Below are 22,074 nucleotides of genomic sequence, written 5' to 3' on the forward strand. Positions count from 1 at the left end.
GCCCCCGACCCCGCCCATGGGTGAGGATCTTCCCCATGCACCCGGCACCGGTCGACTCCCCGCCCCACCGTCGAGATCCACGGCCCGCACGCGCGTCGGCGGTGCTCGCCGCCCTGTTCACGCTGGTCCTGGTCGCGGTGGCGGTGCGCTGGAGCCCGCTGATCACGCTCGACGACGAACTGGCGCGCACCTTCCACCGTTGGGCAGTCGCCGATCCCGGCTTCACCCACGTGAACAGGGTGCTGTCCGACTGGGTCTGGGACCCGTTGACGATGCGTGCCGTGTGCGCCGTGGCCGTCGTATGGCTGATGTGGCGCCACCATGCCTGGCGGCTCGCTCTGTGGGTGGCCGCCACATGTGTGGTCGGCACGCTGCTCCAGCAGGGAGTGAAGGCGGCCGTCGACCGCCCCCGCCCGGTGTGGCCCGACCCCGTGGACTCCGCGCACTACGCGGCGTTCCCCTCGGGGCACGCGATGACGGCCACGGTCGTGTGCGGGCTCGTCCTCTGGCTGCTGCGCCGCTACGACGCCGGCCGGATCGTGTGGCGTACGGCCTGTGCGATCGCGGCGGTTTCGGTCATCGGCGTCGGCCTCACCCGCCTGTGGCTCGGGGTGCACTGGCCCTCGGACGTGCTCGGCGGCTGGCTGCTCGGCGCGCTGACGGTGACCGTGGCGGTGACGGCGTACGACCGGCTGCCCGGCCGGAAAGGTGATTGACCCGCCCCTTTCCGGCAACGTTGGATCGGGCGCATGACTGTCAAAGCCGTGCTCTTCGACTTCTCGGGAACGCTGTTCCGCATCGAGTCCACCGAGTCCTGGCTGCGGGCCACCCTCGACAAGGCCGAACTGACGCTGCCCGAAGCCGAGTTCACCAGGGCGGCGGCCGCCCTCCACGCGGTGGGCGCACAGCCGGGCGGCCCCACCTCCCACGTGGAGATCCCCCCGCACCTGGCCCCGCTCCTCGCCGTCCGTGACCACGACGCCGACCGGCACCGCGCCGCGTTCACCGCCCTCTCCCGCCAGGTGCCACTGCCGGACGACCGTCTCCACGACGCGCTGTACGACCGGCAGCTCGAGCCCGCGGCGTGGCGGCCCTACCCCGACGCACTGGACGTCTTGTCACGGCTGCGCGAGCGCGGCATCGCCGTCGGCGTGGTCAGCAACATCGGCTGGGACATCCGGCCCGTCTTCGTCGAACACGGCCTCGACCCGTACATCGACACGTACGCGCTCTCCTACCGGCACGGCGTCCAGAAGCCCGACCCCCGCATTTTCGCCACCGCGTGCGAGGCGCTCGGGGTGGCGCCGGGCGACACGCTCATGGTCGGCGACGACCGCCGTGCCGACGGCGGAGCGAGCGCGCTCGGGTGCGCCGTGCACTTCGTGGACCATCTCCCGGCGGCCGCCCGGCCGGACGCGCTGCGCCCGGTCCTGGATCTCGTCGGCTGACGGCCCCGCGTCGTTTCAAGTCGCGGAACCGCACGGTCCGGAGTGGTCGCAGTACGGCTGATTGCCGCTCGCGCCGCACCCGCACAGTGTCACGCGTGTCTCGCGCACCTCCGCGTCGCCCTGGCGTCCGACCCGCAGGTCACCGCGCATCACGAGACGGCCGTCCTCGGTGCGCACGACCGTGGTGACCTCGGACGGGGTCTCCGTGGGGCCGTCGGCGAGCCGGTACTGGAGCGCGCCCGAGGGGCAGCGCCGGATGACCTCGGCGACGTCGGCGGCGGGCGCTCCGTCGGGGTCGATCCAGGGGCGGCGCGACGTGTCGAACACCGGGGGCAGGCCGCGTACGCACTCCGCCGCGTGCAGACAGCGTTCGCCGTCGAAGGTGACGGTGACGTCCTTGCCCTCGTACGGCTTGGCGGTCATGACTGGTAGTCCTCCACCTGGGACGAGGGCCTGACCCGCGCCTCGTCGGGGTTCTCCCCGAATTCGGCCTTGGCCCGCCGCTGGCGCAGCAGGTCCCAGCACTGGTCGAGTTCACGTTCCACGGCGGCGAGGCGCGCGTGTTCGGTCGCCCCGTCGATCTCACCGGAGGCGAGGGAGGCGCGGAGGCGCTTCTCGTCGTCCACCATCTCGGTGATCCGGGCCAGGATCTGATCTTGATCCATCTCGGAACGCCTCCCAGATACGCGACCTCGTGCTGTCCCCTGACCACTCTAGGGAGGGTCCCGGACGAGTGCGATCCGGTCGCGGAAACCGGTACCCGGGCAGCGCCGACGCCGCCCGGACACCGGTCCGGTCATGACCGGCCGCATCCGGCGATCCCCCGCGTCGCCGAATACGGTCCACAGTCCTGGCCGACGACCGAAAAGGCCCGCTGGACAGGACGGGGAAAGTATACTGGCTGGCCGCCAGTCAACATAGGAGTCACCCGATGTCCCCCCGCAGCGCGTCGACCAACGAGGCTTTGCGCAAGCGTTCGCGCGAGCGGATCCTGCAGGCCACGGTGGATCTCGTCGGTGAGCGCGGGTACGAGGCGACGACCCTCGGGGACATCGCCGACCAGGCCGGATCGGCACGCGGCCTGGTCTCGTACTACTTCCCCGGCAAGCGGCAGCTGCTGCAGTCCGCGGTGCACCGGCTGATGCACCGGACGCTCGAAGAGGCGCTGGAGCGCGAGCCGCGCACGGAGGACGGCCGGGAGCGGCTGGCGCGGGCCGTCGACGCGATCCTGGGGCTCGCCTTCGACCAGCCCGTCCTGATGCGGACGCACATGGCCGGGATGCTCGAATCAACCGGCTTCGTGCAGTGTCCGGAGCAGCAGCGGCTCGCGGAGTTGCTGCGCGACACGGTCCAGCGGCACGGCTCGCTCAGCGTCGACCGTGACTATCCGCTGCTGCGTTCCCAGCTGATGGGCGCCGTCTTCGCGGCGCTCGTCCCGGGGGCGCCGATGCCGCTGACGGCCCTGCGGTCGGAGCTGTTCGCCCGGTACGGGCTCGCGTGGGAGCTGGGCTTCCCTCCCGAGGCGTCGCCGTCCGGGGAGAGAAGCCCGGCCACTGCGCCGGACTTCTCCCCGTTCATCGAACCGCGCCGGACAGAACCTCAGTCGAAGTAGTCCGGCTGGGTCTGGACGTTCAGCTCGCCGACGCGCACCTTCTGGGCGGGGTCGGTGAGCTTGTCACTGATCTTCAGGACGTCGAAGCCCTTCTCGATGTCGTTCGAGTAGATGTGACCGTTGTAGTAGTACGCGGACCAGGCGCCGCCCACCTTGAGCGTGTCCGTGCTGAGCGGGCCGCGCTCGAAGTAGCCGATCTCCCTGGGCTTGGTGGAGTCGGTGAAGTCCCAGACCGAGACGCCGCCCTGATACCAGGCCTGGACCATGATGTCCTTGCCCTTGACGGGGATCAGCGAGCCGTTGTGGGCCACGCAGTTCTCGGTGTCCGCCTGGTGGCGGGGGATCTTGAAGTAGCTCTTGAAGGCGAGCTTGCGGTGGTCGCCCTTGCCGACGATGTCGTAGATGCCGTCCGCGCCGCGGTTCGGGCCGACGGCCGCGTTGCAGGTGGCCGCTCCGCCGCCGCCCAGCTCGTCGGTGAAGACGACCTTGTCGGCCTTCTGGTTGAAGGTCGCCGAGTGCCAGAACGCGAAGTTCTTGTTGTCCTGGACCTGGTCGATGACCTTGGGGTGCTCGGGGTCCGCGATGGAGAACAGGATGCCGTCGCCCATGCAGGCGCCGGCGGCCAGGTCCTTCGACGGGAGCACGGTCAGGTCGTGGCAGCCGGTGGTCTTGGAGACGCCCGGGTTGGTCGGGGCGCCGGGGTTGCCGCCGCCGTCGGGACCCTCACCGGGGAAGAGCACGGGGAAGCCGACGACAGCGGACTTCTCCGGCGCGTTGCGCGGCACCTTGATGACGGAGATCCCGTCGTGCGGCGGCTGACAGTCCGGGAACGCGGCGCTCGGTGAGTACGAAGACACGTAGATGTAGACGTTCTTCTTCTCCGGCACCAGGGTGTGCGTGTGCGAGCCGCAGGCGGTCTCGACGGCGGCGACGTACTTGGGGTTCTTCTTGTCGCTGATGTCGAAGACCTTCATGCCCTCCCAGGAGGACTTCTCCGTGGCCGGCTGGGTGGTGCTGGCACAGGAGTTGTCGCTGCGCGAGGAGTCCGTCGACAGGAAGAGCAGGTTCCCGGAGACGGAGATGTCGTTCTGCGAGCCGGGGCACAGGACCTGCGAGACCGTCTTCGGGGCCTTGGGGTCGCTGATGTCGAAGATCCGGAAGCCGTCATAGTTGCCGGCGAAGGCGTAGTTGCCCTGGAACGCGAGGTCCGAGTTGAACCCGGGCAGCGCGTCCTTGGGGATGTTGGCGAGGTGTTCGACGTTGTCGGAGTGGACGACCTGGTCCTGGGCGGGTATCTCGCCGCCGGCTATGGCCTCCTTGGTGTCGGCCGCCACGCTGCTGGAGAGCTGCTTCTTCGCGGCCGGGGAATCACCCGGGTCGGGCGTCGCGGACGCCGGGCTTCCGATGAGCAGCGCGGCGAGCAGACCGGCCGCGGTCGCGCCGACTCCCAGTCGTCTGCGGCGTGTTCGGGACTCGTTCAACAGGGTCACTGCTGTCTCCCTCGTCGATGACATTCCCGTGCCCTCCGTTCGAACCGGAACGATGCACGGGTCCCCCGAGTATCGTCTTCCTCATGCACAGATCAACAGATGGCAACGTAATCGTCATGAAAGTTGCTCTGCCGTTGGTGGTCGCCCTCGGCGCGCTCACGCTCGGCGGCTGTGACGCGGGGGCGGGCGGCGGAGGCGGTGACGCCAAGTCCCGTGCCGGGGGCGGGCCTTCGGTGATCGCGCCGGGCAAGCCGGGCGAGGGGGCGGAGACGCTCTCGGCGGCGGAGGCGGAGAAACGCAAGTCGGACGACAGTCCCAACTCCGCCGACTTCTCGTACGCGCAGATGATGATCACGCACCACACGCAGGCCCTTCAGATGACCGAACTCGCCCCGAAACGGGCCGAGTCGGGGAAGGTCAAGCGGCTCGCGGAGCGCATCACGGCGGCCCAGGGGCCGGAGATCGGCGCGATGGAGGGCTGGCTCAACTCCCATGGCAGGGAACGCGAGAGCGGGATGCACCACCATGACGCGATGCCGGGGATGGCGACGGAGGAACAGCTGCGGACGCTGCGCGCGGCGCGCGGCGCGGCCTTCGACAAGCTCTTCCTCAAGCTGATGATCACGCATCACCAGGGGGCGGTCACGATGGCGACGGACGTGCTGTCGGAGGGGAACAACGTCCAGGTCGAGGAGATGGCCAACGACGTGATCGCGCAGCAGACGAGTGAGATAGAGCGGATGCGGAAGATGCCGTGAGGCGGCCGGGGGCGGGGTGGGTGCGGGGCTGGTCGTGACGGCCGGGGGCAGGGTGGGTGCGGGGCTCGACGTGACGGCCGGGCGGCGCGTGCGGCGGATGGCGTGACGGCCGGGCCGTACGTGCGGCGCGCGTGCGGCCGGGCCGTACGTGCGGCGCGCGTGGACGTTGCCTGTGGCTCCGGGGCGGCACATATGGCTGCTGCCCGTGATCTCCCGGGCGGCGCATGTGGCCGCCGTCGCGTCGCCCAGCCGCGTGAGTCCGGGCGCGTCGTACTCTCCCGGCCTCGCCGTCGCGGTGTCATGCTGGAAGTCCGTCGGCCTGCCGAAGGAGTCCGCCGTGCTGCGCGTCGCCGTTGTCGGGTCCGGGCCGAGCGGGGTCTACACCGCGCAGAGCCTGGTCCAGCAGGAGCGGGTGCCGGACGTCCATGTGGACGTCCTCGACCGGCTCCCCTGCCCGTACGGTCTGGTGCGCTACGGCGTGGCACCGGACCACGAGAAGATCAAGTCGCTGCAGAACAACCTGCGCGCGGTCCTGGAACACGAACGCGTCCGCTTCGTCGGCGGCGTCGAGGTGGGCCCCGGTCTGCCGCCCGCCCGGCTCCTGGAGCTGTACCACGCGGTGGTCTATTGCGTCGGCGCCGCCACCGACCGGCGGCTCGGGGTGCCGGGTGAGGACCTTGCGGGCAGCTGGTCGGCGACCGATTTCGTTTCCTGGTACAGCGCGCATCCGGACGCCGTGGCCGAGGAGTTCCTGCGGGGCGTCGAGTCGGCGGTCGTCATCGGCGTCGGGAACGTCGCGGTGGACGTGACCCGGATCCTGGCGCGCGGCGCCGCCGAGCTGGCGCACACGGACATGCCGCAGGGAGCACTCGGCGTCCTGGCCGAGAGCGGGGTGCGGGACGTGCACATGGTGGGGCGGCGCGGCCCTTCCCAGGCCCGGTTCACCACGAAGGAACTGCGCGAGCTCGGCACGCTTCCCGGGGTCCAAGTAGCCGTAGACACAGACGAGTTGGCGCTCGATCCCGCCTGCCTCGACCCATCAACCCTGCCCGCGGCGAACCGGCGGAACGTCGAAGTCCTGCGCACCTGGGCCGAGCAGCCGCCGCCGGGCCTGTCCCGCCGTATCCACCCACGTTTCTTCCTGCGCCCCGTGGAGCTTCTGGAGGGGCCCGCCGGGCGCGTGGCGGGGGTGCGGTTCGAGCGCACCGCGCCGGACGGCATGGGTGGCGTGACCGGCACCGGGCGGTACGAGGTGATCGACGCGCAGCTCGTCCTGCGCTCGGTCGGGTATCGCGGAGTTCCGCTGGAGGGGCTGCCGTTCGACACGGCCACCGGGACGGTGCCGCACCTCGCGGGGCGCATCCTACGGGAGGGTGAGACCTCGCCCGGCGAGTACGTCGCGGGCTGGTTCAAGCGCGGGCCGTCCGGAGTGATCGGCACGAACCGCCCGTGCGCCAAGGAGACGGCGCAGTCATTGCTGGACGACGCGCCGGCGCTGGCCGGCCGCGACGTTCCGGACGACGCGCTCCCGGGGCTGCGGGCGTCGGGCGCGACGGGGGTCGAGTGGCCCGGGTGGCTCGCGATCGAACGCGCGGAGGCGGCGCTCGGCCACTCCCTCGGACGCGGGCCGGTGAAGATCCCGGACTGGGCGGGACTGCTGGCAGCGGCGCGGGACGGGGACTCGTAGTACGACAGCCAGCGGCGACCTACTAGGTGGCGGGCCGTTCCAGGGTGACCGTGCCGAGTCGGGCGTCCTGGCCGGCGGCCGCCGCGAGGACGCTGTCGAGCAGGCCGGGGAAGAGCGCGTCCAGGTCGTCGCGGCGCAGCACGCTCATCTTGGCGGTGCCGCGGTACATCTGCCGGATCACGCCGCTCTCCCGCAGGACGCGGAAGTGGTGCGTGGTGGTCGACTTCGTGACCGGCAGGACGAAGTACGAGCAGGCGAGTTCGACGCCCTCCTCGGCCGCCAACTCCCGTACCACGCGCAGCCGCATCGGGTCGGAGAGCGCGTGCAGCACCGACTCCAGGCGGATCTCGTCACGCGCGGGGTGAGCAAGCGCCCTGCTGTTCGCTGCGGCGGTCGTCACGGTGGCTCCACTTCGTTCGGCCCGGTACACGGGCGGTTCGGCCCGGTGCGCGGGCGCGGTGTGCGTCACGGCCCTCATTGTACGAGATCCATCGTAGTTTGACAGTTGCCGTACTACGATGTCTATCGTACGAGGACGCCACTCCGGCGCGGCGCACCACCCGATACACCTCAGGAGTCTTCCGGTGACCGAACTCTTCAGCCCCTACAAGCTGCGTGACCTCACCATCCCGAACCGTGTGTGGATGGCCGCGATGTGCCAGTACAGCGCCGCGCCGGAAGGCCCGGAGGCGGGCGTGGCCACCGACTGGCACTTCGCGCACTACGCGGCGCGCGCCGTGGGCGGCACGGGCCTGATCATCACCGAGGCCACCGCCGTCAGCCCCGAGGGCCGTATCTCCCCGTACGACCTCGGGATCTGGAACGACACCCAGGTAGCGGCGCTGCGGAAGATCACGGACTTCGTGAAGAGCCAGGGTTCCGTGCCGGGCATCCAGATCGCGCACAGCGGACGCAAGGCTTCGACGGAGCGTCCGTGGAAGGGCGGCGCACCCGTCGGCCCGGACGAGCACGGGTGGCAGCCGGTGGCGCCGAGCGCCGTGCCGTTCGACGACGCGCACCCGGTCCCCCACGAGCTGACGACGGACGAAATCGCTGACGTGGTCGGCCAGTTCGCCGACGCCGCGCGCCGCGCGCTCGCCGCCGGCTTCCAGGTGGCCGAGGTCCACGGCGCCCACGGGTACCTCGTAGGACAGTTCCTGTCGCCGCACTCCAACAAGCGCACGGACGAGTACGGCGGCTCCTTCGAGAACCGCGTCCGCTTCGCCCTGGAGGTCGTCGACGCCATTCGCGCCGTGTGGCCGGACGACCTGCCCCTCTTCTTCCGTATCTCCGCGACGGACTGGCTGGAGGAGGGCGGCTGGACCGCCGACGACACGGTGCGTCTGGCGACGCTCCTGCGGGATCACGGGGTCGACCTCTTCGACGTCTCGACCGGCGGCAACGTCGCCGACGTCCGCATCCCCGTGGGCCCGAACTACCAGGTCCCGTTCTCGTCGCGCGTGAAGACCGAGACGCCCATGCCGACCGCCGCCGTCGGACTCATCACCGAGCCCGAGCAGGCCGAGAAGATCCTGGCCAACGGCGACGCCGACGCGATTCTCCTGGGCCGCGAACTCCTGCGCGACCCCTACTGGGCCCGCCACGCGGCCCGCGAACTGGGCGCCGACGTCTACGCGCCGAACCAGTACGGCCGCTCGTAGGCGGCTGTCGTCAGGCCGTCAGCTCTTACCCTGTTCGCCGTACCGCTTCTCGAACTTGGCGACCTGGCCCTCGGCGTCGACCACGCGTGCCTTGCCCGTGTAGAACGGGTGCGACTCGGAGGAGATCTCCACGTCGACCACGGGGTAGGTCTCGCCGTCGTCCCACTCGATCGTCTCCTCGCTGACGGCGGTCGAGCGGGTCAGGAAGGCATAGCCCGCCGAACGGTCCCGGAACACCACGGGACCGTAGGCGGGCTGTTTGTCCTGCTGCATCGTCTCTCCATGCGTAGGCGGGCCGGTACTGACCGTTCCAGCCTGGCCCGGAAGCCCCCGCTCCGCGACTCCGGCGAGACCTAGAGGAGCGTGGCCGTCAGGTCGGGGCCCGGCCCGTCTTCGTACGCGTCCTCGTCGAACGGGTACAGAGGACGGTCGACCCGGTGGTGGCCGAGGCGCGGCAGGTCCTGGTCGACGCCGCCCGGGGTGAGGGCGAGCAGCCAGTCGGCGGCCATGTCGTGGAGTTCGGGCTCCAGGTAGCCGATCTTCACGACGACCAGGTCGTACGTACGCGGGTCGACGCCGAGGCCGCCCTCGGCGGGGCCCATGAAGTCGGCGAGCGTGTGGAACGGCTTGCGGCGCCCCACGAGGACGACGGTGAGTCCCCCGACGCACACGGCCGCCATGTCGACACCACGGTCGTACGCCCCGCCCTCCGCCCGGTCCTTCTGATCGGTCGCGCGCTGCAACGCCGTTACCGTGCCGGTGAGTTCGTACGGACCGCCATGGCCGGCGTCGACCTTGCCGCCGACGCTCAGCGTGACCTCGGCGCCGACGCCGGCCTCGAAGCAGCGGGCCACGGCGACGGGGTCGGTGATGCCCGGGTGCACGGCCGTGACCTCGCCCGTGCGGATCGCCTCGTTCGCGAGGAGTTTGCCCAGCATGTACGCGAGGTCGCCCGCGCCGCCGGCCGTCGGATTGTCCCCGGAGTCGCTGATGAGGAAGGGGCGCCGGTCGGAGGCGACGGCCTTCTCGATGCACTCCTCTGCGGTGCCCGTCGGGCCGACGAAGGTGAAGTCCCGGCGGGCGTCCCAGTAGCGCCGGGCGAGCTTCTCGGCCTCGGCCGCGGCGAGTCGGGGGTCGTCTCCGGTGACGACGACGGCCGCCTTGCAGCGGGGTTCGTCGGCCCAGGCATAGCCGACCCACAGCGCCGCGTCGAGGATGCCGTCGTTGCTCTCGATCCCGGCGAGCGAGCCGTAGAGGGACCTGGCGGGTTCGAGTCGCGTGCTCGTCTTCTCGCCGGGCAGCAGGACGGGGATCTGGACCCAGGCGCGGTGCGGACGCGTGCCGTCGCGCAGGCAGCGGACGAGGTTACGGGCGGCGCGCTCGCGGGTGTCCCAGGCGTCCTCGTGCGGGGCGAGCCGGTGGGCGGTGAGCAGGTCGCAGGGGCCGGCGAAGCGGCGCGAGACATTGCCGTGCAGGTCCATGGCGGCGGACAGCAGGGGGTGAGTCCCGTGCGAGTCGAGCGCGGCGCGGACCGCCTCCGTCAGATCGCCCTCGGCGTCCGTGAGGCCGACGACGCTCATCGCGCCGTGGATGTCGTAGACCAGGCCGTCGAGGGGGCCCGCCTCGCGGATGCGGGTGACGAGTTCGTCCTTGAGGGTCAGGTACGACTCAGCCTCGACCGGGCCGCCAGGGAGGGAGGTGGCGTGCAGGAGCGGTACCCACTCGACGAGTTCGGCGAGGTCCGAGTCGGGATGGGTCCAGGTGTAGCGGTCGAGGAGTTCCTGGCCGCGCGTCTGGCGGAAGTCGTCGGTGGTGGCGCGGTGCGGGCAGAAGGTCGAGGACTCGATGCCGATGCCGCCGATACCGATGCGCAGGCGGCGGGTGGGGGCCGTGCTGGTCATGGTGGGGCGCTCTCTTCCTGGGGAGGGGGCGGGCGGCGGTTCCTGAAGAGGGGCAGGCGGCGATCGGTCCGGCGGGTTCGGTTCGCGTCGTGAACTCTAGGCTCGCCCGGAGCGCGTCGGCAGGCGTACGTGCGATGCGGGGCCCCGCGCACCGACTGCCGGGGCCCGAGGTCGGCGCCCAGCCGGTGTGACCTGCGGTGACGCCGTCAGCGGGGGTGACTGTCAGAGGCGGGGTGCAGACTGGCCGGTACCTGAGAACAACGGCGTCCTCGGAGGTGTCCGGCATGACCGACGTACTGCTGACGGTAGGCACGCGCAAAGGGCTTTTCATCGGCCGAAGGCGCGGCGGTGGGGCGTGGGAGTTCGACGACGGGCCGTACTTCAACGCGCAGGCCGTGTATTCGGTGGCGATCGACACGCGGGGCTCCGTCCCCCGGCTGCTGGTCGGCGGCGACAGCTCGCACTTCGGCCCGTCCGTGTTCCACTCCGACGACCTGGGCCGCACGTGGACCGAGCCGGCGCGCCCCGCCGTCAAGTTCCCCAAGGACACCGGGGCCTCCCTGGAGCGCGTGTGGCAGTTGCACCCGGCCGCCGCCGAGCCGGACGTGGTGTACGCGGGCACCGAGCCCGCCGCGTTGTACCGCTCGCAGGACCGGGGCGAGACCTTCGAGCTCGTGCGTCCGCTGTGGGAGCATCCGACCAGGTCGCAGTGGGTGCCCGGCGGTGGCGGCGAGGGTCTGCACACCGTACTCACCGATCCGCGCGACGCGAGCGCGGTGACGGTCGCGGTGTCCACGGCCGGGGTGTTCCGCTCGCGGGACGCCGGCCTGAGCTGGGAGCCCGCGAACTCCGGGGTCTCCGCGGTCTTCCTGCCGGACCCGAACCCCGAGTTCGGCCAGTGCGTCCACAAGGTCGCACGGGACGCGGCCGACCCGGACCGGCTTTATCTGCAGAACCACTGGGGCGTGTACCGCAGTGACGACGGCGGCTCTCGCTGGACCGACATCGGCGCCGGTCTTCCCTCGACGTTCGGCTTCGCGGCCGTCGCGCATCCGCACCGCGGGGACACCGCGTACGTCTTCCCGATCAACGCCGACTCGGACCGTGTGCCCGCGGACCGGCGCTGCCGCGTCTTCCGCACGGCCGACGCGGGCCGCTCGTGGGAGCCACTGACGGCGGGCCTCCCCGAGGGCGATCACTACGGGACGGTCCTGCGCGACGCGATGTGCGCGGACGACTCCGACCCCGCGGGCGTGTACTTCGGGAATCGCAACGGCGAGGTGTACGCGTCGGACGACGACGGGGACAGCTGGCGCCAGTTGGCCTCGCATCTGCCGGACGTGCTGTGCGTCCGCGCGGCGGTGATCGGCTGACCGGCCAGGTGGTCACGGCCGCGCGGTGACGCGGGGCGCCGCCCCTCCTATGGCCTACAACCCGAATCCGGCCGCCCTCGTTGGGACACACGCAGGAAGATCATCCCTACGTTCCCGAGGAACACATGCGCTCCAAGCTCGCCCTCGCCGTCGTGGCGCTCACCGCCGCCCTGGCCGGCCTGTCCGCCCCCACGGCCCAGGCCACCGACAACGTCCCGTGCCACGGCACCGTGAAGCGGGACCTCACCGACCCGAACACCGGCAACGTCTGGCCGGGCACCGACGTCATGTACTGCAACCTCACCCAGGGCCACGTCCCCGTCTACGCCTCCCGCTCGGCGGACGCCCCGGTCGTCGGCCACCTGGAGCAGGGCGGCGCCGCCAACTGGTTCGTGACGGAGATGAAGGGCGGCGACTTCCACCTGGGCAGCTCGGCGAACTTCTGGTGGGGCAGCACGATGGCCGACAACGGCCGGTGGGGCTGGGTCCCCGAGGTGTACTTCGCGGGCGGCGACAACTACGAGGACGACGCGGGCCTGCTGATGCCGGGCGACTACACCTGCGCCAACTCCTGTGCGCCGGTGCCGTTCTGGGCCCGCTGACGTCCGTATGACCTCCGTATGACGAGGGGCCGTCCGCGATGTGCGGACGGCCCCTCGTCATAGCTGAGTTCGCTTACGGAATACGCCAGTCCACGGGCTGCGCTCCCTGCCGGACGAGCAGGTCGTTGGTCCGGCTGAACGGGCGCGAGCCGAAGAAACCACGGTCCGCCGACATCGGTGAGGGGTGCGCGGACTCGATCGCCGGAAGGTCCCCGAGCAGCGGCCGCAGATTGCGTGCGTCCCGCCCCCACAGCACCGACACGAGCGGCTTGCCGCGCGCCGCCAGCGCACGGATAGCCTGCTCGGTGACTTCCTCCCAGCCCTTGCCCCGGTGCGCGGCGGGCTTGCGCGGGGCGGTCGTGAGCGCCCTGTTGAGGAGCAGCACACCCTGCCGGGTCCACGGCGTCAGGTCGCCGTTCGACGGGAGGGGCAGGCCCAGGTCGGTGCCGAGTTCGCGGTAGATGTTCTGCAGGCTGCCCGGCAGCGGCCGTACGTCCGGGGCCACGGCGAAACTCAGCCCGATGGCCATTCCGGGGGTGGGATAGGGGTCCTGCCCCACTATCAGGACGCGTACGTCGTCGAAGGGCTGCTGGAAGGCCCGCAGGACGTTCGCGCCGGACGGCAGGTAGGTCCGGCCTGCCGCGATCTCGGTCCGGAGGAAGTCCCCCATCCCGGCGACGCGTTCGGCCACAGGTTCAAGGGCCTTGGCCCAGCCTGCTTCGACTAGTTCATGCAAGGGTCGTGGTGCCACAGCCCGTCACCCTACTGGCCCACACCCGCCTCGCGCACAAACGCGGGAGCCCGTGCTCGCGGGCACCCGCTCCGGCGCTAGTCTTCCTCCTCGATCAAGGTCATCGGAAGGTCATCCGGAGGAGAGGGAGCCTGATGCGTCACGGGCAGGCATGGGTTCTCGGCGTCGACTCCGGCGGTTCCGGGCTGCGGGTCGCGCTGGCCGAGGCCGGGGACGTCGCACTCGCCGAGGACGGGGACGAGGCCGGGGACCGCAGGGATCTCGCGCGGCCCGAGACGGCGGTGTCCCGCGAGCCCGTGCGGACGGGTGCCTCGGGGATCGACGCGGGTCATCTGCTCGAGCAGCTCCTGCCGATGGCGCGCGAACTGCTCGGCCGCGTGGCCGGCCCCGGCGCCGACGTCCCCGCAGTGCACGCCGTCGCCGTCGGCGCGGCCGGGATGGCCACGCTCGGCGACGCGTTGCGGGCCGAGCTGCCCGGCGCGCTCGCGGCCGAACTGGGCGTACGGCGCCTCGCGTTGGCCGCCGACGGGATAACCGCCTACGCGGGCGCGCTCGGTCAGCGGCCCGGCGCGGTCGTCGCCGCGGGCACCGGGATGATCGCGGTCGGCACCGCACTCGACACCTGGCGCAGGGCCGACGGCTGGGGTCATCTCCTCGGTGACAGCGGGGGCGGCGCGTGGATCGGCCGCGCGGGCCTGGACGCGGCGATGCGGGCGTACGACGGTCGGCGCGGGGGTTCCGCCGCGCTGCTCGCGCTCGCCGAGGAACGGTTCGGCCCGGCCGCAGAGCTGCCCTCCCGGATCTATCCGCGTACGGACCGTCCCGCCGTCCTCGCGTCCTTCGCTCCGGACGTTGCCAGCGCCTCCCTCGACGAGGACGATCCGGTCGCCCGCGCCATCCTGCGCGCGGCGGCCGCGCACATCGCCGAGGCGGCGACCGCGGTGTGCCCGCCGGGTACGACAAGTGAAGTGGCGCTCACGGGCGGGCTGTTCAAGATGGGCGAGCCGCTGCTCGCGCCGCTGCGGGCCGAACTCGCGGAGCAACTCCCCCACGCCACCGTGGTGCCCGCCGCCGGCGACCCCTTGCACGGCGCGCTGGTGATCGCCGCCGCGCTCGCGCGAGACGGCCTGCGCCTGCCGCGCGACGGCCGGCTCCTCCATATCCCCGGACACGTACCCGGACGCGTACCCGGAGAGACATCAGCGTCCTGAAGGGGGCGGTTCGCCACCCCCTCCCACCTGGACAGTTGAGGCATTAATTACTGAACGGATAATTCCGGACGGATACCGCTCAGCTACCCCCTCCCCGAACAGCACGGACCGGCGAGCCAGTAGCATACGGCGGCATGAGCTCCCCCACTGGGCCAGCATCCGGCCTCCCTGTACGAATGCCGCGTCCCCGTCAGCCCGGTCGGCACCGCCGTCCGGAACCCGTGGCCGCTCCCGAGGGCGCACCCGCACTCGTCCTCGCGGTGCCCGGCCCGCCCAGCACCGCCGCGCGCAGCCTCGCCGAAGAGGTCGTGAGCATCGCCCGCTCCGAGCTGCCGGGCCTCGACGCCCGCATCGGATACCTCGACGGTGACGACTCCCCGGCCGCCGAGGCCTCGGCCTTCGCCGAGTTCCCCTCCCTCCGGGCCGTGCTCGCGCGCGCCGCGAAGGAGCGCACCGCCCGTTTCGAGCAGGCCCGTGCCGCGGGCGCCGACGTCGCGGAGCCCGACGGACCGGTCGCCGTGGTCGTGCCCCTGCTCGCCGGCCCGGACAGCGCGCTCACGCGCAGCATCCGGCAGGCCGTGATCGACAGCCGTGCGGCCGCCGAGCTGACGGACGTCCTCGGCCCGCACCCGCTGCTCGCGGAGGCCCTGCACGTGCGTCTGTCGGAGGCGGGCCTGGCCCGCGCCGACCGCGCCCGTCTGTTCACCGTGGCGACCGCCGCGGACGGCATCATCCTCGCCTCGGTCGGTGGCGCCGAGGCCGTCCAGGCCGCCGGGATCACCGGGATGCTCCTGGCCGCGCGCCTCGCGGTGCCGGTCATGGCCGCCGCGCTCGACGAGGAAGGCGCCATCGCGGCGACCGCCGAGCAGCTGCGCGGTTCCGGTTCGCAGAACCTGGCGCTCGCCCCGTACCTGATCGGCCCGGAAATAGACGCCGGCCTCCTGGAGGCCGCGGCGAGCGAGGCCGGCTGCGCCTCCGCCGAGCCGCTGGGCGCCTACCCGGCGATCGGCAAGCTGGCGCTGTCGAAGTACGCGACGGCCCTCGGTATCGCGCCGCAGCAGACGCCGGGCGCGCCGGTCCACTGACGGCGGTCCGCACGCACCGGTGACGGGTCCGGCCCTGATGGGGGCCGGACCCGTCGGCGTATCCCGGGGGGCTCAGCCGAAGATCACGCAGGACGCGGCGGGCGCGGCGAGGGAGCCGCTGCGGCGCGGGAGACCGGTCCCGTGGTCGACGGAGAACCAGGTCACGTCGCCGGACCGCTCGTTCGCCACGTAGAGAAAACGGCCGGTGGGGTCCAGGGCCAGGTCGCGCGGCCAGTCGCCACCGCAGGACACGGTGGCGCGCAGGGTCAGCCGCTCCCCCGTGGCGTCCAGGGCGAGTACGGAGATGACGTTCGCGCCGCGCGTGGCCGTCCAGAGGAAGCGTCCGTCGGGGGCCACGACCACCTCCGACGGGAACGCGTCACCGTGCGGCGCGTCGGGCAGCACGGAGAACTCGCCGATCGGCTGCAGAGCGCCGTCGGCGGCGTCCCAGCGGCAGACGGTGACGGTGGGCGCGAGCTCGTTCACGATGTACGCGCGGTCGCCGCGCGGGTGGAAGGCCAGGTGCCGGGGGCCCGAACCGGGGCGCAGCGCGATCTCCCGGTGCACTTCAGGGCGCCCGTCCGCCAGTGAGAACACGCGTACGGAGTCGGTGCCGAGGTCCACGCTGACGGCCCAGCGGCCGGTGGGGTCGGGCAGGACCGCGTGGGCGTGCGGGGCCTGCTGGCGCTTGGGGTGCGGGCCCGAACCCTCGTGGGCCAGCACCTCGACGTGTTCGCCGTCGAGGGTTCCGTCGGCGCGCAGCCGCACCGAGCTGACGCTTCCCGAGCCGTAGTTGGCGGTGAGGACGTGGCCGGCGTACAGGGCGAGATGGGTGGGGCTCGAGCCGTGGACGAGTACGCCGCGCCCGGCGAGTTCCGGTTTGCCGTCGCCGGTGCGGAACGCGGCGACGGCTCCCTCGGAGGTCTCGCTCACCGCGTAGAGCATGTCGCGCGCGGGCGAGAGCGCGAGGAAGGAGGGGTCGGGGAGGGTGTCGACGGCGACGAGTTCCGTGAGAGCGCCGCTCTCCGTATCGGCCAGCGCCGTGATGATCCCGGAGCCTCCCGCGGCGGTGAAGGATCCGATGTACGCCCGCCCGCTCTTCCTGTCACCCACGCGAGTCTCCCTGCGCCGGAGTACGGCGAGCCGGGTGCTCGCCGCTCGTTGCGGCAGACGGTAGCAGCGGGTCTAGACCAGGAGCGGCGTGTCCGCCGTGACGGCACCGGAGGGAGGGCCGTATGAATGCAGCCCCCCTCCAGTCCTCAGGCTCCGACGGCCACCCGGTTGGACCCGCGCAGCGGTACCGCCAGTTCGAGCAAGGCCTGTTCCAAGGCGTGGAGGTGGGCCAGAACGGGTTCGCCCTCCGCCGGGTGCTCCACGGTGACGGCCTCCGCCCCGGGGCGCCGCCCGTCGACGGGCGAGTCCGTGAGCGCTTCGACCGCGGTCTCGACGCGCCAGCAGGCCGCGGCGAGCCGGGCGTCGTGCGACGCCTCCGGGTCGGCGACGACGGAGGCGAGCCCCCGCACCTCGCGCGCGCAGTCGTCGAGCAGGGCGAGGACGTGCCTGGCCCGGGCCGTCCGCGCGCGCATCGGGCTGAGCGGATGCACCAGCGGCGCGAGCGAGAGCCGGACACGGCCGAGGATCGCCTCCAGCTCGGCGACGCGCGCGGCCGGATCGGCCGTGGTGGAGCCGGCCAGCCGGTCGGCTGCCTCGGCCGTGCAGGCGTGTACGCAGCGCAGAGCACGTTCGACCCACGCGTCGGTGACGGAGTGGGTGGTCACGGGCAGGACGAGCAGTACCGCGAGCACCGCGCCGAGCGCCCCGACGGCGGTCTCGCCGACGCGCAGGGCGAGCAGCGCCGGGTCGAGCACGCCGAGGAGCCCGTACAACATGCTCGCCATGACGGTCACGGCGAGCATCATCCACGTGTACGAGACGGCGGCGGTGTAGAAGATCCCGAAGACGCTGAGCGCGATGACGACGGCGGCGGCGACCGGCTGGTCGTGCAGCGGTACGGCGACGGCGAAGCCCAGCGCGATCCCGAGCACGGTGCCGAGGAACCGGCGGAACCCGCGCACCAGGGTCTCGCCGCGGGACGTGGTGTTCACGAACACCCACCAGGTGGCGCCGACGGCCCAGTACCAGCGCTGGTCGGACAGCACCTGCCCGACGGCGAGGGCGAACCCGGCCCCCACGGTCGCCTGCACCGCCTGCCGCGTGGTGATACGTGCGAGGCCGCTGCCCCCGGTGGGCGGCGCGACCGCCGGGGGCGCGGGCAGGCGCCGCTCGTAGCACCACACCCCGAAGCGCACCACGGACGCCGCGGCGATCGAGAGGAGTACGGCGGCGTAGAGCTCGGGCAGCTGGGCGGGCACGGCGTGCAGGAACTGGGTCGCGAAGAAGGTCATGAAGGCGAACACGCCGAGCGTGTGCCCGCGCGGTCCCCAGCGGCGCGCGTACACGCCCGCTCCCACGACCGCGAGGAACGCGAGGTCGCGGGCGACGGGCACGTCGTGCAGCACCGCTGCGAGCGCGAGCACCGGGAACCCGACGACCGGCAGCAGCGCCGTCGTCACCGCCTGCCCGCGCACGCTCGCGTCGGTCACCGTGAACAGGGCGAGCAGCGCGGCCAGACCGCCGGTGATGGCGGCCACCAGCGAATGCCCGACGGCTCCGCACAGCGCGACGGCGAGCCCGATACCCAGCACCGCCCGGCTCGCGAACCGCAGCCGCATCCGCCCCGGATCCGGCGCCACGAACGCCCTCTTCAGCAAGTTGTCCCGCCTCTTCCGCACCGCGATGCGCCCTGACATGAGAAAGGCGCCGCGGAGATCCCTCGGGATCCGCAGCGCCATCGACTCAGATATCTCACCATTCGACCGGCCACCGGTTCAACAGCGTCCGGTTTCACTGGGCCAACGGCCCAGAAGCGCCGCGTCCTCCTCAGTCACGGCTGGACCATCGGACCAGCCCCGCGCTACTCCAGGACAGCCCCGCTACCGCAGGACGGCCTCGCTCTCCTCCGCCGGAAGGTTTGAGCGCTGTGCCGGAAAGCGATCGAGGCTGTTCTCCAGCTGGTCGAGGGCGCTGCGTGCCGCGGCGATGTGCGCCCGGACCTCCTCCTCGGTCGCGGGGGCAGCGGACGCGGGCGCCGGCCCTGCGGCGGCTTCTTCCATGGCGCGGGCCTCTTCGAGTGAGGTGAGGACCACGCCGATGAGGACGTTGACCAGCACGAACGAGGCGATGAGGACGTAGGAGGCGTAGTAGAGGATGCTCCAGCGGGAGATCTCCAGACCGGCGCGGACCACGTCGCCGAGGCCGTCGAGCGTGATGAGCAGGAAGAGGGTGAGGATCGCGCGGCCGATGGAGCCGAAGTGTTCGGGGTCGGCGGTGCCGAAGAAGACCCAGCCCACCATCGCGTACACGTACAGCAGCAGGCTGCCCACGATGAGGAAGCTCACGGTGCCGGGGAGGCTGCGGCCCACCGCGACGAGCACGATGCGCAGCTGAGGCAGGAAGCGGGCGGCTCGCAGCACGCGGGCCAGGCGCAGGAGTCGCAGGACGGTGGCGTTCTCGCGGACGACGGGCAGGAACGCGCAGGCGACGACGGCCAGGTCGAACAGGTTCCACGGGTCACGCCAGAAGCCGCGCGGCTGGTCGGCGTGGGCGGCGGCGCGGAGCAGGATCTCCACGGTGAACAGGGCCAGGAAGGCGTGTTCCACCAGCTTCAGCTCGTCGTCGAACCGGTCGATGGCGCCGCTGTACGTCTCGACGCCGAGGACGGCGGCGTTGGCCAGGATCAGCGCGAAGACGGTGACGGCGAACCAGCGCGCCTCGGTGACGGCCCGGCAGCGGGCCGCGAGGGCTGCCCGCCGCGTCGGGTCTGTTGAACGAATCGTGTTGCTGCTCACGGGAGTTGGATCTTACTGGCCTCTGCGGGAGGCCAGTGCCGGGCCGCGGCGCCCGGCGTGACCGTCAGCGGCGTCGGCTGAACACGGCGAGCGCGGCGGCGTACAGCGTCAGGATCACGGCGAGCGCCGCGTAGTACAGAGGCGGCAGCAGGCTCAGGCCGAGTACCGCGCCCAAGGGGGTGAGCGGGAGCAGGACGCCGACGGCGGCGAGGGCGGCGGAGGCGATGCGCACGGGGCGTGGCGTGGGGTGCAGGCCGGTGCGCAGGAGCAGCATGACCAGGGCCTGGGTCAGCAGGTTCTCGGTGAACCAGCCCGAGTGGAAGGCGCTTTCGTTCTGCCCGGCCGAGGCGAAGTGGAAGAGGGCGGCGAAGGTGGTGACGTCGGCCAGTGCGCCGAGCAGGCCGAATCCGGTGAGGAAGCGCAGGAACGGTACGGGGCGCAGCGCGGTCGGGCGGCGCAGGGTGCCGGGTGCGGGGCGGTCGTAGGCGCAGGCGAGCTGGGCCGCGTCGAAGCAGAGGTTCTGCACGAGGACCTGGGCGGGGAGCATGGGCAGGAACGGCAGGAGCAGGCCTGCGGCCAGCATGGCGATCACGTTGCCGAGGTTCGAGGAGAGCGTGATGCGCAGGTAGGAGGCGATGTTGCCGCTGCTGTGGCGGCCCGCGACAATCGCGTGGTCGAGGTCGGCGAGGTCCTTCTCGGCCAGCACCACGTCGGCGCTCTCGCGGGCCACGTCGACGCCGGTGGCCGGGCAGACGCCGACGTCGGCGGCGCGCAGGGCGGGCAGGTCGTTGATGCCGTCGCCGAGGAACCCGATGGTGTGTCCGCCGGCGCTCAGCGCGTCGACGATGCGGGCCTTGTGGGCGGGGGTGCAGCGGGCGAACACCGTGGTGCGGGCGGCGAGCTGCGTCAGCTCGGAGTCGTCGAGGGCGTCGATGTCGCCCGCGTCGGTCACCCCGTTCACTTCGAGGCCAAGGTCGCGGCACGTGCGGGCGGCGGTGGCGGGGTGGTCGCCGGTGAGGATCTTGACGGTGACGCCGTGGTCGGCGAAGCGGGTGAGGGCGTCGGCGGCACTGGGAGTGAGGTGGTCGTGGAAGGTGACGAAGCCCTGGAACGTCAGCCCGCGTTCGTCGGCCGGGGTGTAGGCCCGATTCCGTGCGGGGCGGTCTGCGGTGGCGACGGCGAGCAGTCGCACTCCGTCGGAGGCGCGCGCGGCTGCGTCGGCGAGCAGCCGGGACCGCTCCTCGCCGTCCATCACGCACCGTTCCAGCACGCTCTCCGCGGCGCCCTTGACGACCAGGGTGTGGCTGCCGAGCGCGCCCGGGGTGCGGACGACGGCGGTGGCCAGACGGCGTACGGGATCGAACGGCAGCGCCGCCACCGGGTCGTACGCCATCGCCTCGCCCAGGTCGCCCGCCTCCAGGAGCGCTTCGTCGAGGGGGTCGGGGGCCGGGAGTTCGGCGAGCTGGAGCGTCCACCACGCGTTGGCCGTCGCCCACTCCAGCACCTCGGGCGCCGCACGGCCGTGGGCGTCCACGGCCTCGCGGGCGACCGGCCGGTCCTGGGTGAGCGTCCCCGTCTTGTCCATGCACAGCACGTCCACGGCGCCCAGGTCGTGCAGCGCCGGCAGCCTGCGGACGATCACCCCGTGTGCGCGGGCGAGCAGTGCCGCTCCCCGGGCCAGGCAGGTGGTGACGACGACCGGGAGCATCTCCGGGGTCAGGCCGACGGCCACCGCGACGGCGAAGGGGAGCGTCTCCAGGCCGCGCCCGCGCAGCGCCGCGTTCGCCATCAGGACCAGCGGAGGGGTGAGCAGCATGAACCGGATCAGCACCCAGGAGATCCCGTGCACCGAACGGTCGAACGCGGTCGGTGTCCGTGGGCCCGCGGGCGGCTGGGCGGCGGCGAAGCGCGTGTCGGCCCCGGTGGCGACGACCAGGCCGACCGCGCTGCCGGTCACGACACTGCTGCCCTGGAAACACAGCTCCTCCCGGGCGAACTCGCCACCCGGCTCGGGCGTGCCGTCACTCGCGGCCTTGGCGACCGGTGCGGACTCGCCGGTCAATGCCGACTGGTCCACGCACAGCCCGTGTGCGCGCAGCAGTCGTACGTCGGCGGGGACCAGGTCACCCGGGCCGAGCCGGACCACGTCGCCGGGTACCAGCTCGTCGACGGGGACCTCTCGCGCGCCGGGTTCGGCGTCGGCCGAAGCGCGGCGCTGCACGGTCGCGGTGCCGGCGACCATGTCCCGCAGCCGCGTCATGGCGTTCTCCGCGCGGTGCTCGCCGTGCGAACGGAGCGCACAACTGACCGCCACGAGGGTCAGGATCACCCCCGCCGTCCCCCACGACGCGACGAGCGCGGACACAAGGCCGAGCACCAGCAGCACCGCCGTGAACGGATCACGCAGACTGCCCACCAGCCGGACCGGCCACGGCGTCGGCCGGTGTACGGGAAGGACATTCGCCCCGTACTCGCCGAGCCGGACGGCGGCTTCCTCCTCGGTCAGGCCGCGCGGGGTCGCGTCGAGCGCCCGGAGCTGCTGGAACGACGTCCGCTCACCTACCGCCGGCCCGGCCGCCACCGGCCG

21 protein-coding genes are annotated in these 22,074 nt (G+C 72.2%); 10 read left to right on the forward strand and 11 right to left on the reverse strand.

Translation table 11 applies throughout. From position 1 onward, the window contains the following. The first annotated feature begins 35 nt into the window (after window positions 1-35). Window positions 36-716: a phosphatase PAP2 family protein gene (locus ABZ893_RS14785; RefSeq protein WP_361402312.1), complete on the forward strand. Its 681-nt coding sequence runs from the start codon at window positions 36-38 to the stop codon at window positions 714-716. A 33-nt stretch (window positions 717-749) separates the two neighbouring features. Beyond that, the gene (locus ABZ893_RS14790; RefSeq protein ID WP_361402315.1) at window positions 750-1,448 is read left to right on the forward strand and encodes an HAD-IA family hydrolase; all 699 of its coding nucleotides are present in this window, start codon (window positions 750-752) and stop codon (window positions 1,446-1,448) included. 15 nt (window positions 1,449-1,463) lie between these two features. On the opposite strand, the gene ABZ893_RS14795 is transcribed toward ABZ893_RS14790, so the two are convergent. After that, window positions 1,464-1,871, reverse strand: coding sequence for a (4Fe-4S)-binding protein (locus ABZ893_RS14795; protein WP_361402318.1), 408 nt, complete (start codon window positions 1,869-1,871; stop codon window positions 1,464-1,466). Beyond that, window positions 1,868-2,113 carry a DUF2630 family protein gene (locus tag ABZ893_RS14800; RefSeq protein ID WP_361402321.1) on the reverse strand — a complete coding sequence of 82 codons (246 nt, stop codon included), beginning with the start codon at window positions 2,111-2,113 and terminating at the stop codon, window positions 1,868-1,870. Before ABZ893_RS14800 ends, ABZ893_RS14795 begins: the two co-directional genes overlap by 4 nt. Before the next feature lie 266 nt (window positions 2,114-2,379). Between ABZ893_RS14800 and ABZ893_RS14805 the strand changes: the two genes are divergently transcribed. After that, window positions 2,380-3,060, forward strand: a complete 681-nt coding sequence (locus tag ABZ893_RS14805) for a helix-turn-helix domain-containing protein (RefSeq protein WP_361402324.1) — start codon at window positions 2,380-2,382, stop codon at window positions 3,058-3,060. On the opposite strand, the gene ABZ893_RS14810 is transcribed toward ABZ893_RS14805, so the two are convergent. After that, entirely contained in the window at window positions 3,048-4,550 is a 1,503-nt protein-coding gene (locus ABZ893_RS14810; RefSeq protein ID WP_361402327.1) for a hypothetical protein, read from the reverse strand. The genes ABZ893_RS14805 and ABZ893_RS14810 overlap by 13 nt on opposite strands. Before the next feature lie 116 nt (window positions 4,551-4,666). Here ABZ893_RS14810 and ABZ893_RS14815 point away from each other — a divergent pair, with 116 nt between their 5' ends. Beyond that, entirely contained in the window at window positions 4,667-5,308 is a 642-nt protein-coding gene (locus ABZ893_RS14815) for a DUF305 domain-containing protein (protein WP_361402329.1), read from the forward strand. Between the two features lie 337 nt (window positions 5,309-5,645). Further along, window positions 5,646-6,995 carry an FAD-dependent oxidoreductase gene (locus ABZ893_RS14820; RefSeq protein WP_361402478.1) on the forward strand — a complete coding sequence of 450 codons (1,350 nt, stop codon included), beginning with the start codon at window positions 5,646-5,648 and terminating at the stop codon, window positions 6,993-6,995. 22 nt (window positions 6,996-7,017) lie between these two features. Here the strand turns inward: ABZ893_RS14820 and ABZ893_RS14825 are convergent, their stop codons facing one another. Next, window positions 7,018-7,395 (reverse strand): transcriptional regulator, encoded by a 378-nt coding sequence (locus ABZ893_RS14825; RefSeq protein WP_361402481.1) that lies wholly within the window; start codon window positions 7,393-7,395, stop codon window positions 7,018-7,020. Between the two features lie 184 nt (window positions 7,396-7,579). Here ABZ893_RS14825 and ABZ893_RS14830 point away from each other — a divergent pair, with 184 nt between their 5' ends. Next, complete coding sequence (locus ABZ893_RS14830) at window positions 7,580-8,656, forward strand: NADH:flavin oxidoreductase/NADH oxidase (RefSeq protein WP_361402332.1); 1,077 nt, start codon at window positions 7,580-7,582, stop codon at window positions 8,654-8,656. 18 nt (window positions 8,657-8,674) lie between these two features. Here ABZ893_RS14830 and ABZ893_RS14835 read toward each other — a convergent pair whose 3' ends face one another. Both ABZ893_RS14835 and ABZ893_RS14840 read right to left on the reverse strand, forming a co-directional pair. Continuing rightward, window positions 8,675-8,929 carry a type B 50S ribosomal protein L31 gene (locus ABZ893_RS14835; protein WP_361402335.1) on the reverse strand — a complete coding sequence of 85 codons (255 nt, stop codon included), beginning with the start codon at window positions 8,927-8,929 and terminating at the stop codon, window positions 8,675-8,677. An 80-nt stretch (window positions 8,930-9,009) separates the two neighbouring features. After that, a complete protein-coding gene (locus ABZ893_RS14840; protein ID WP_361402338.1) occupies window positions 9,010-10,557 on the reverse strand; it encodes a M81 family metallopeptidase in 1,548 nt (515 codons plus the stop codon). Between the two features lie 284 nt (window positions 10,558-10,841). Here ABZ893_RS14840 and ABZ893_RS14845 point away from each other — a divergent pair, with 284 nt between their 5' ends. Further along, window positions 10,842-11,930, forward strand: a complete 1,089-nt coding sequence (locus ABZ893_RS14845) for an exo-alpha-sialidase (protein WP_361402341.1) — start codon at window positions 10,842-10,844, stop codon at window positions 11,928-11,930. A gap of 125 nt (window positions 11,931-12,055) precedes the next feature. Further along, window positions 12,056-12,532, forward strand: a complete 477-nt coding sequence (locus tag ABZ893_RS14850; protein ID WP_361402344.1) for a hypothetical protein — start codon at window positions 12,056-12,058, stop codon at window positions 12,530-12,532. A 73-nt stretch (window positions 12,533-12,605) separates the two neighbouring features. Here ABZ893_RS14850 and ABZ893_RS14855 read toward each other — a convergent pair whose 3' ends face one another. Beyond that, window positions 12,606-13,283 carry a uracil-DNA glycosylase gene (locus ABZ893_RS14855; RefSeq protein WP_361402346.1) on the reverse strand — a complete coding sequence of 226 codons (678 nt, stop codon included), beginning with the start codon at window positions 13,281-13,283 and terminating at the stop codon, window positions 12,606-12,608. Between the two features lie 134 nt (window positions 13,284-13,417). Here ABZ893_RS14855 and ABZ893_RS14860 point away from each other — a divergent pair, with 134 nt between their 5' ends. Both ABZ893_RS14860 and ABZ893_RS14865 read left to right on the forward strand, forming a co-directional pair. Next, entirely contained in the window at window positions 13,418-14,494 is a 1,077-nt protein-coding gene (locus ABZ893_RS14860) for a BadF/BadG/BcrA/BcrD ATPase family protein (protein WP_361402348.1), read from the forward strand. 134 nt (window positions 14,495-14,628) lie between these two features. Beyond that, window positions 14,629-15,579 carry a hypothetical protein gene (locus tag ABZ893_RS14865; protein WP_361402350.1) on the forward strand — a complete coding sequence of 317 codons (951 nt, stop codon included), beginning with the start codon at window positions 14,629-14,631 and terminating at the stop codon, window positions 15,577-15,579. Between the two features lie 72 nt (window positions 15,580-15,651). Here the strand turns inward: ABZ893_RS14865 and ABZ893_RS14870 are convergent, their stop codons facing one another. From ABZ893_RS14870 to mgtA, 4 genes are all read right to left on the reverse strand, one after another. After that, entirely contained in the window at window positions 15,652-16,692 is a 1,041-nt protein-coding gene (locus tag ABZ893_RS14870) for a lactonase family protein (protein ID WP_361402353.1), read from the reverse strand. Between the two features lie 146 nt (window positions 16,693-16,838). Continuing rightward, a complete protein-coding gene (locus ABZ893_RS14875) occupies window positions 16,839-18,350 on the reverse strand; it encodes an FUSC family protein (RefSeq protein WP_361402356.1) in 1,512 nt (503 codons plus the stop codon). A gap of 222 nt (window positions 18,351-18,572) precedes the next feature. Next, entirely contained in the window at window positions 18,573-19,487 is a 915-nt protein-coding gene (locus ABZ893_RS14880; RefSeq protein ID WP_361402359.1) for an ion transporter, read from the reverse strand. Between the two features lie 64 nt (window positions 19,488-19,551). Next, the gene (gene mgtA / locus ABZ893_RS14885; RefSeq protein ID WP_361402484.1) at window positions 19,552-22,068 is read right to left on the reverse strand and encodes a magnesium-translocating P-type ATPase; all 2,517 of its coding nucleotides are present in this window, start codon (window positions 22,066-22,068) and stop codon (window positions 19,552-19,554) included. Window positions 22,069-22,074: the final 6 nt, after the last annotated feature.

Origin of the sequence: Streptomyces sp. NPDC046821, assembly GCF_040645335.1 — a bacterium.
Taxonomy (GTDB): domain Bacteria; phylum Actinomycetota; class Actinomycetes; order Streptomycetales; family Streptomycetaceae; genus Streptomyces.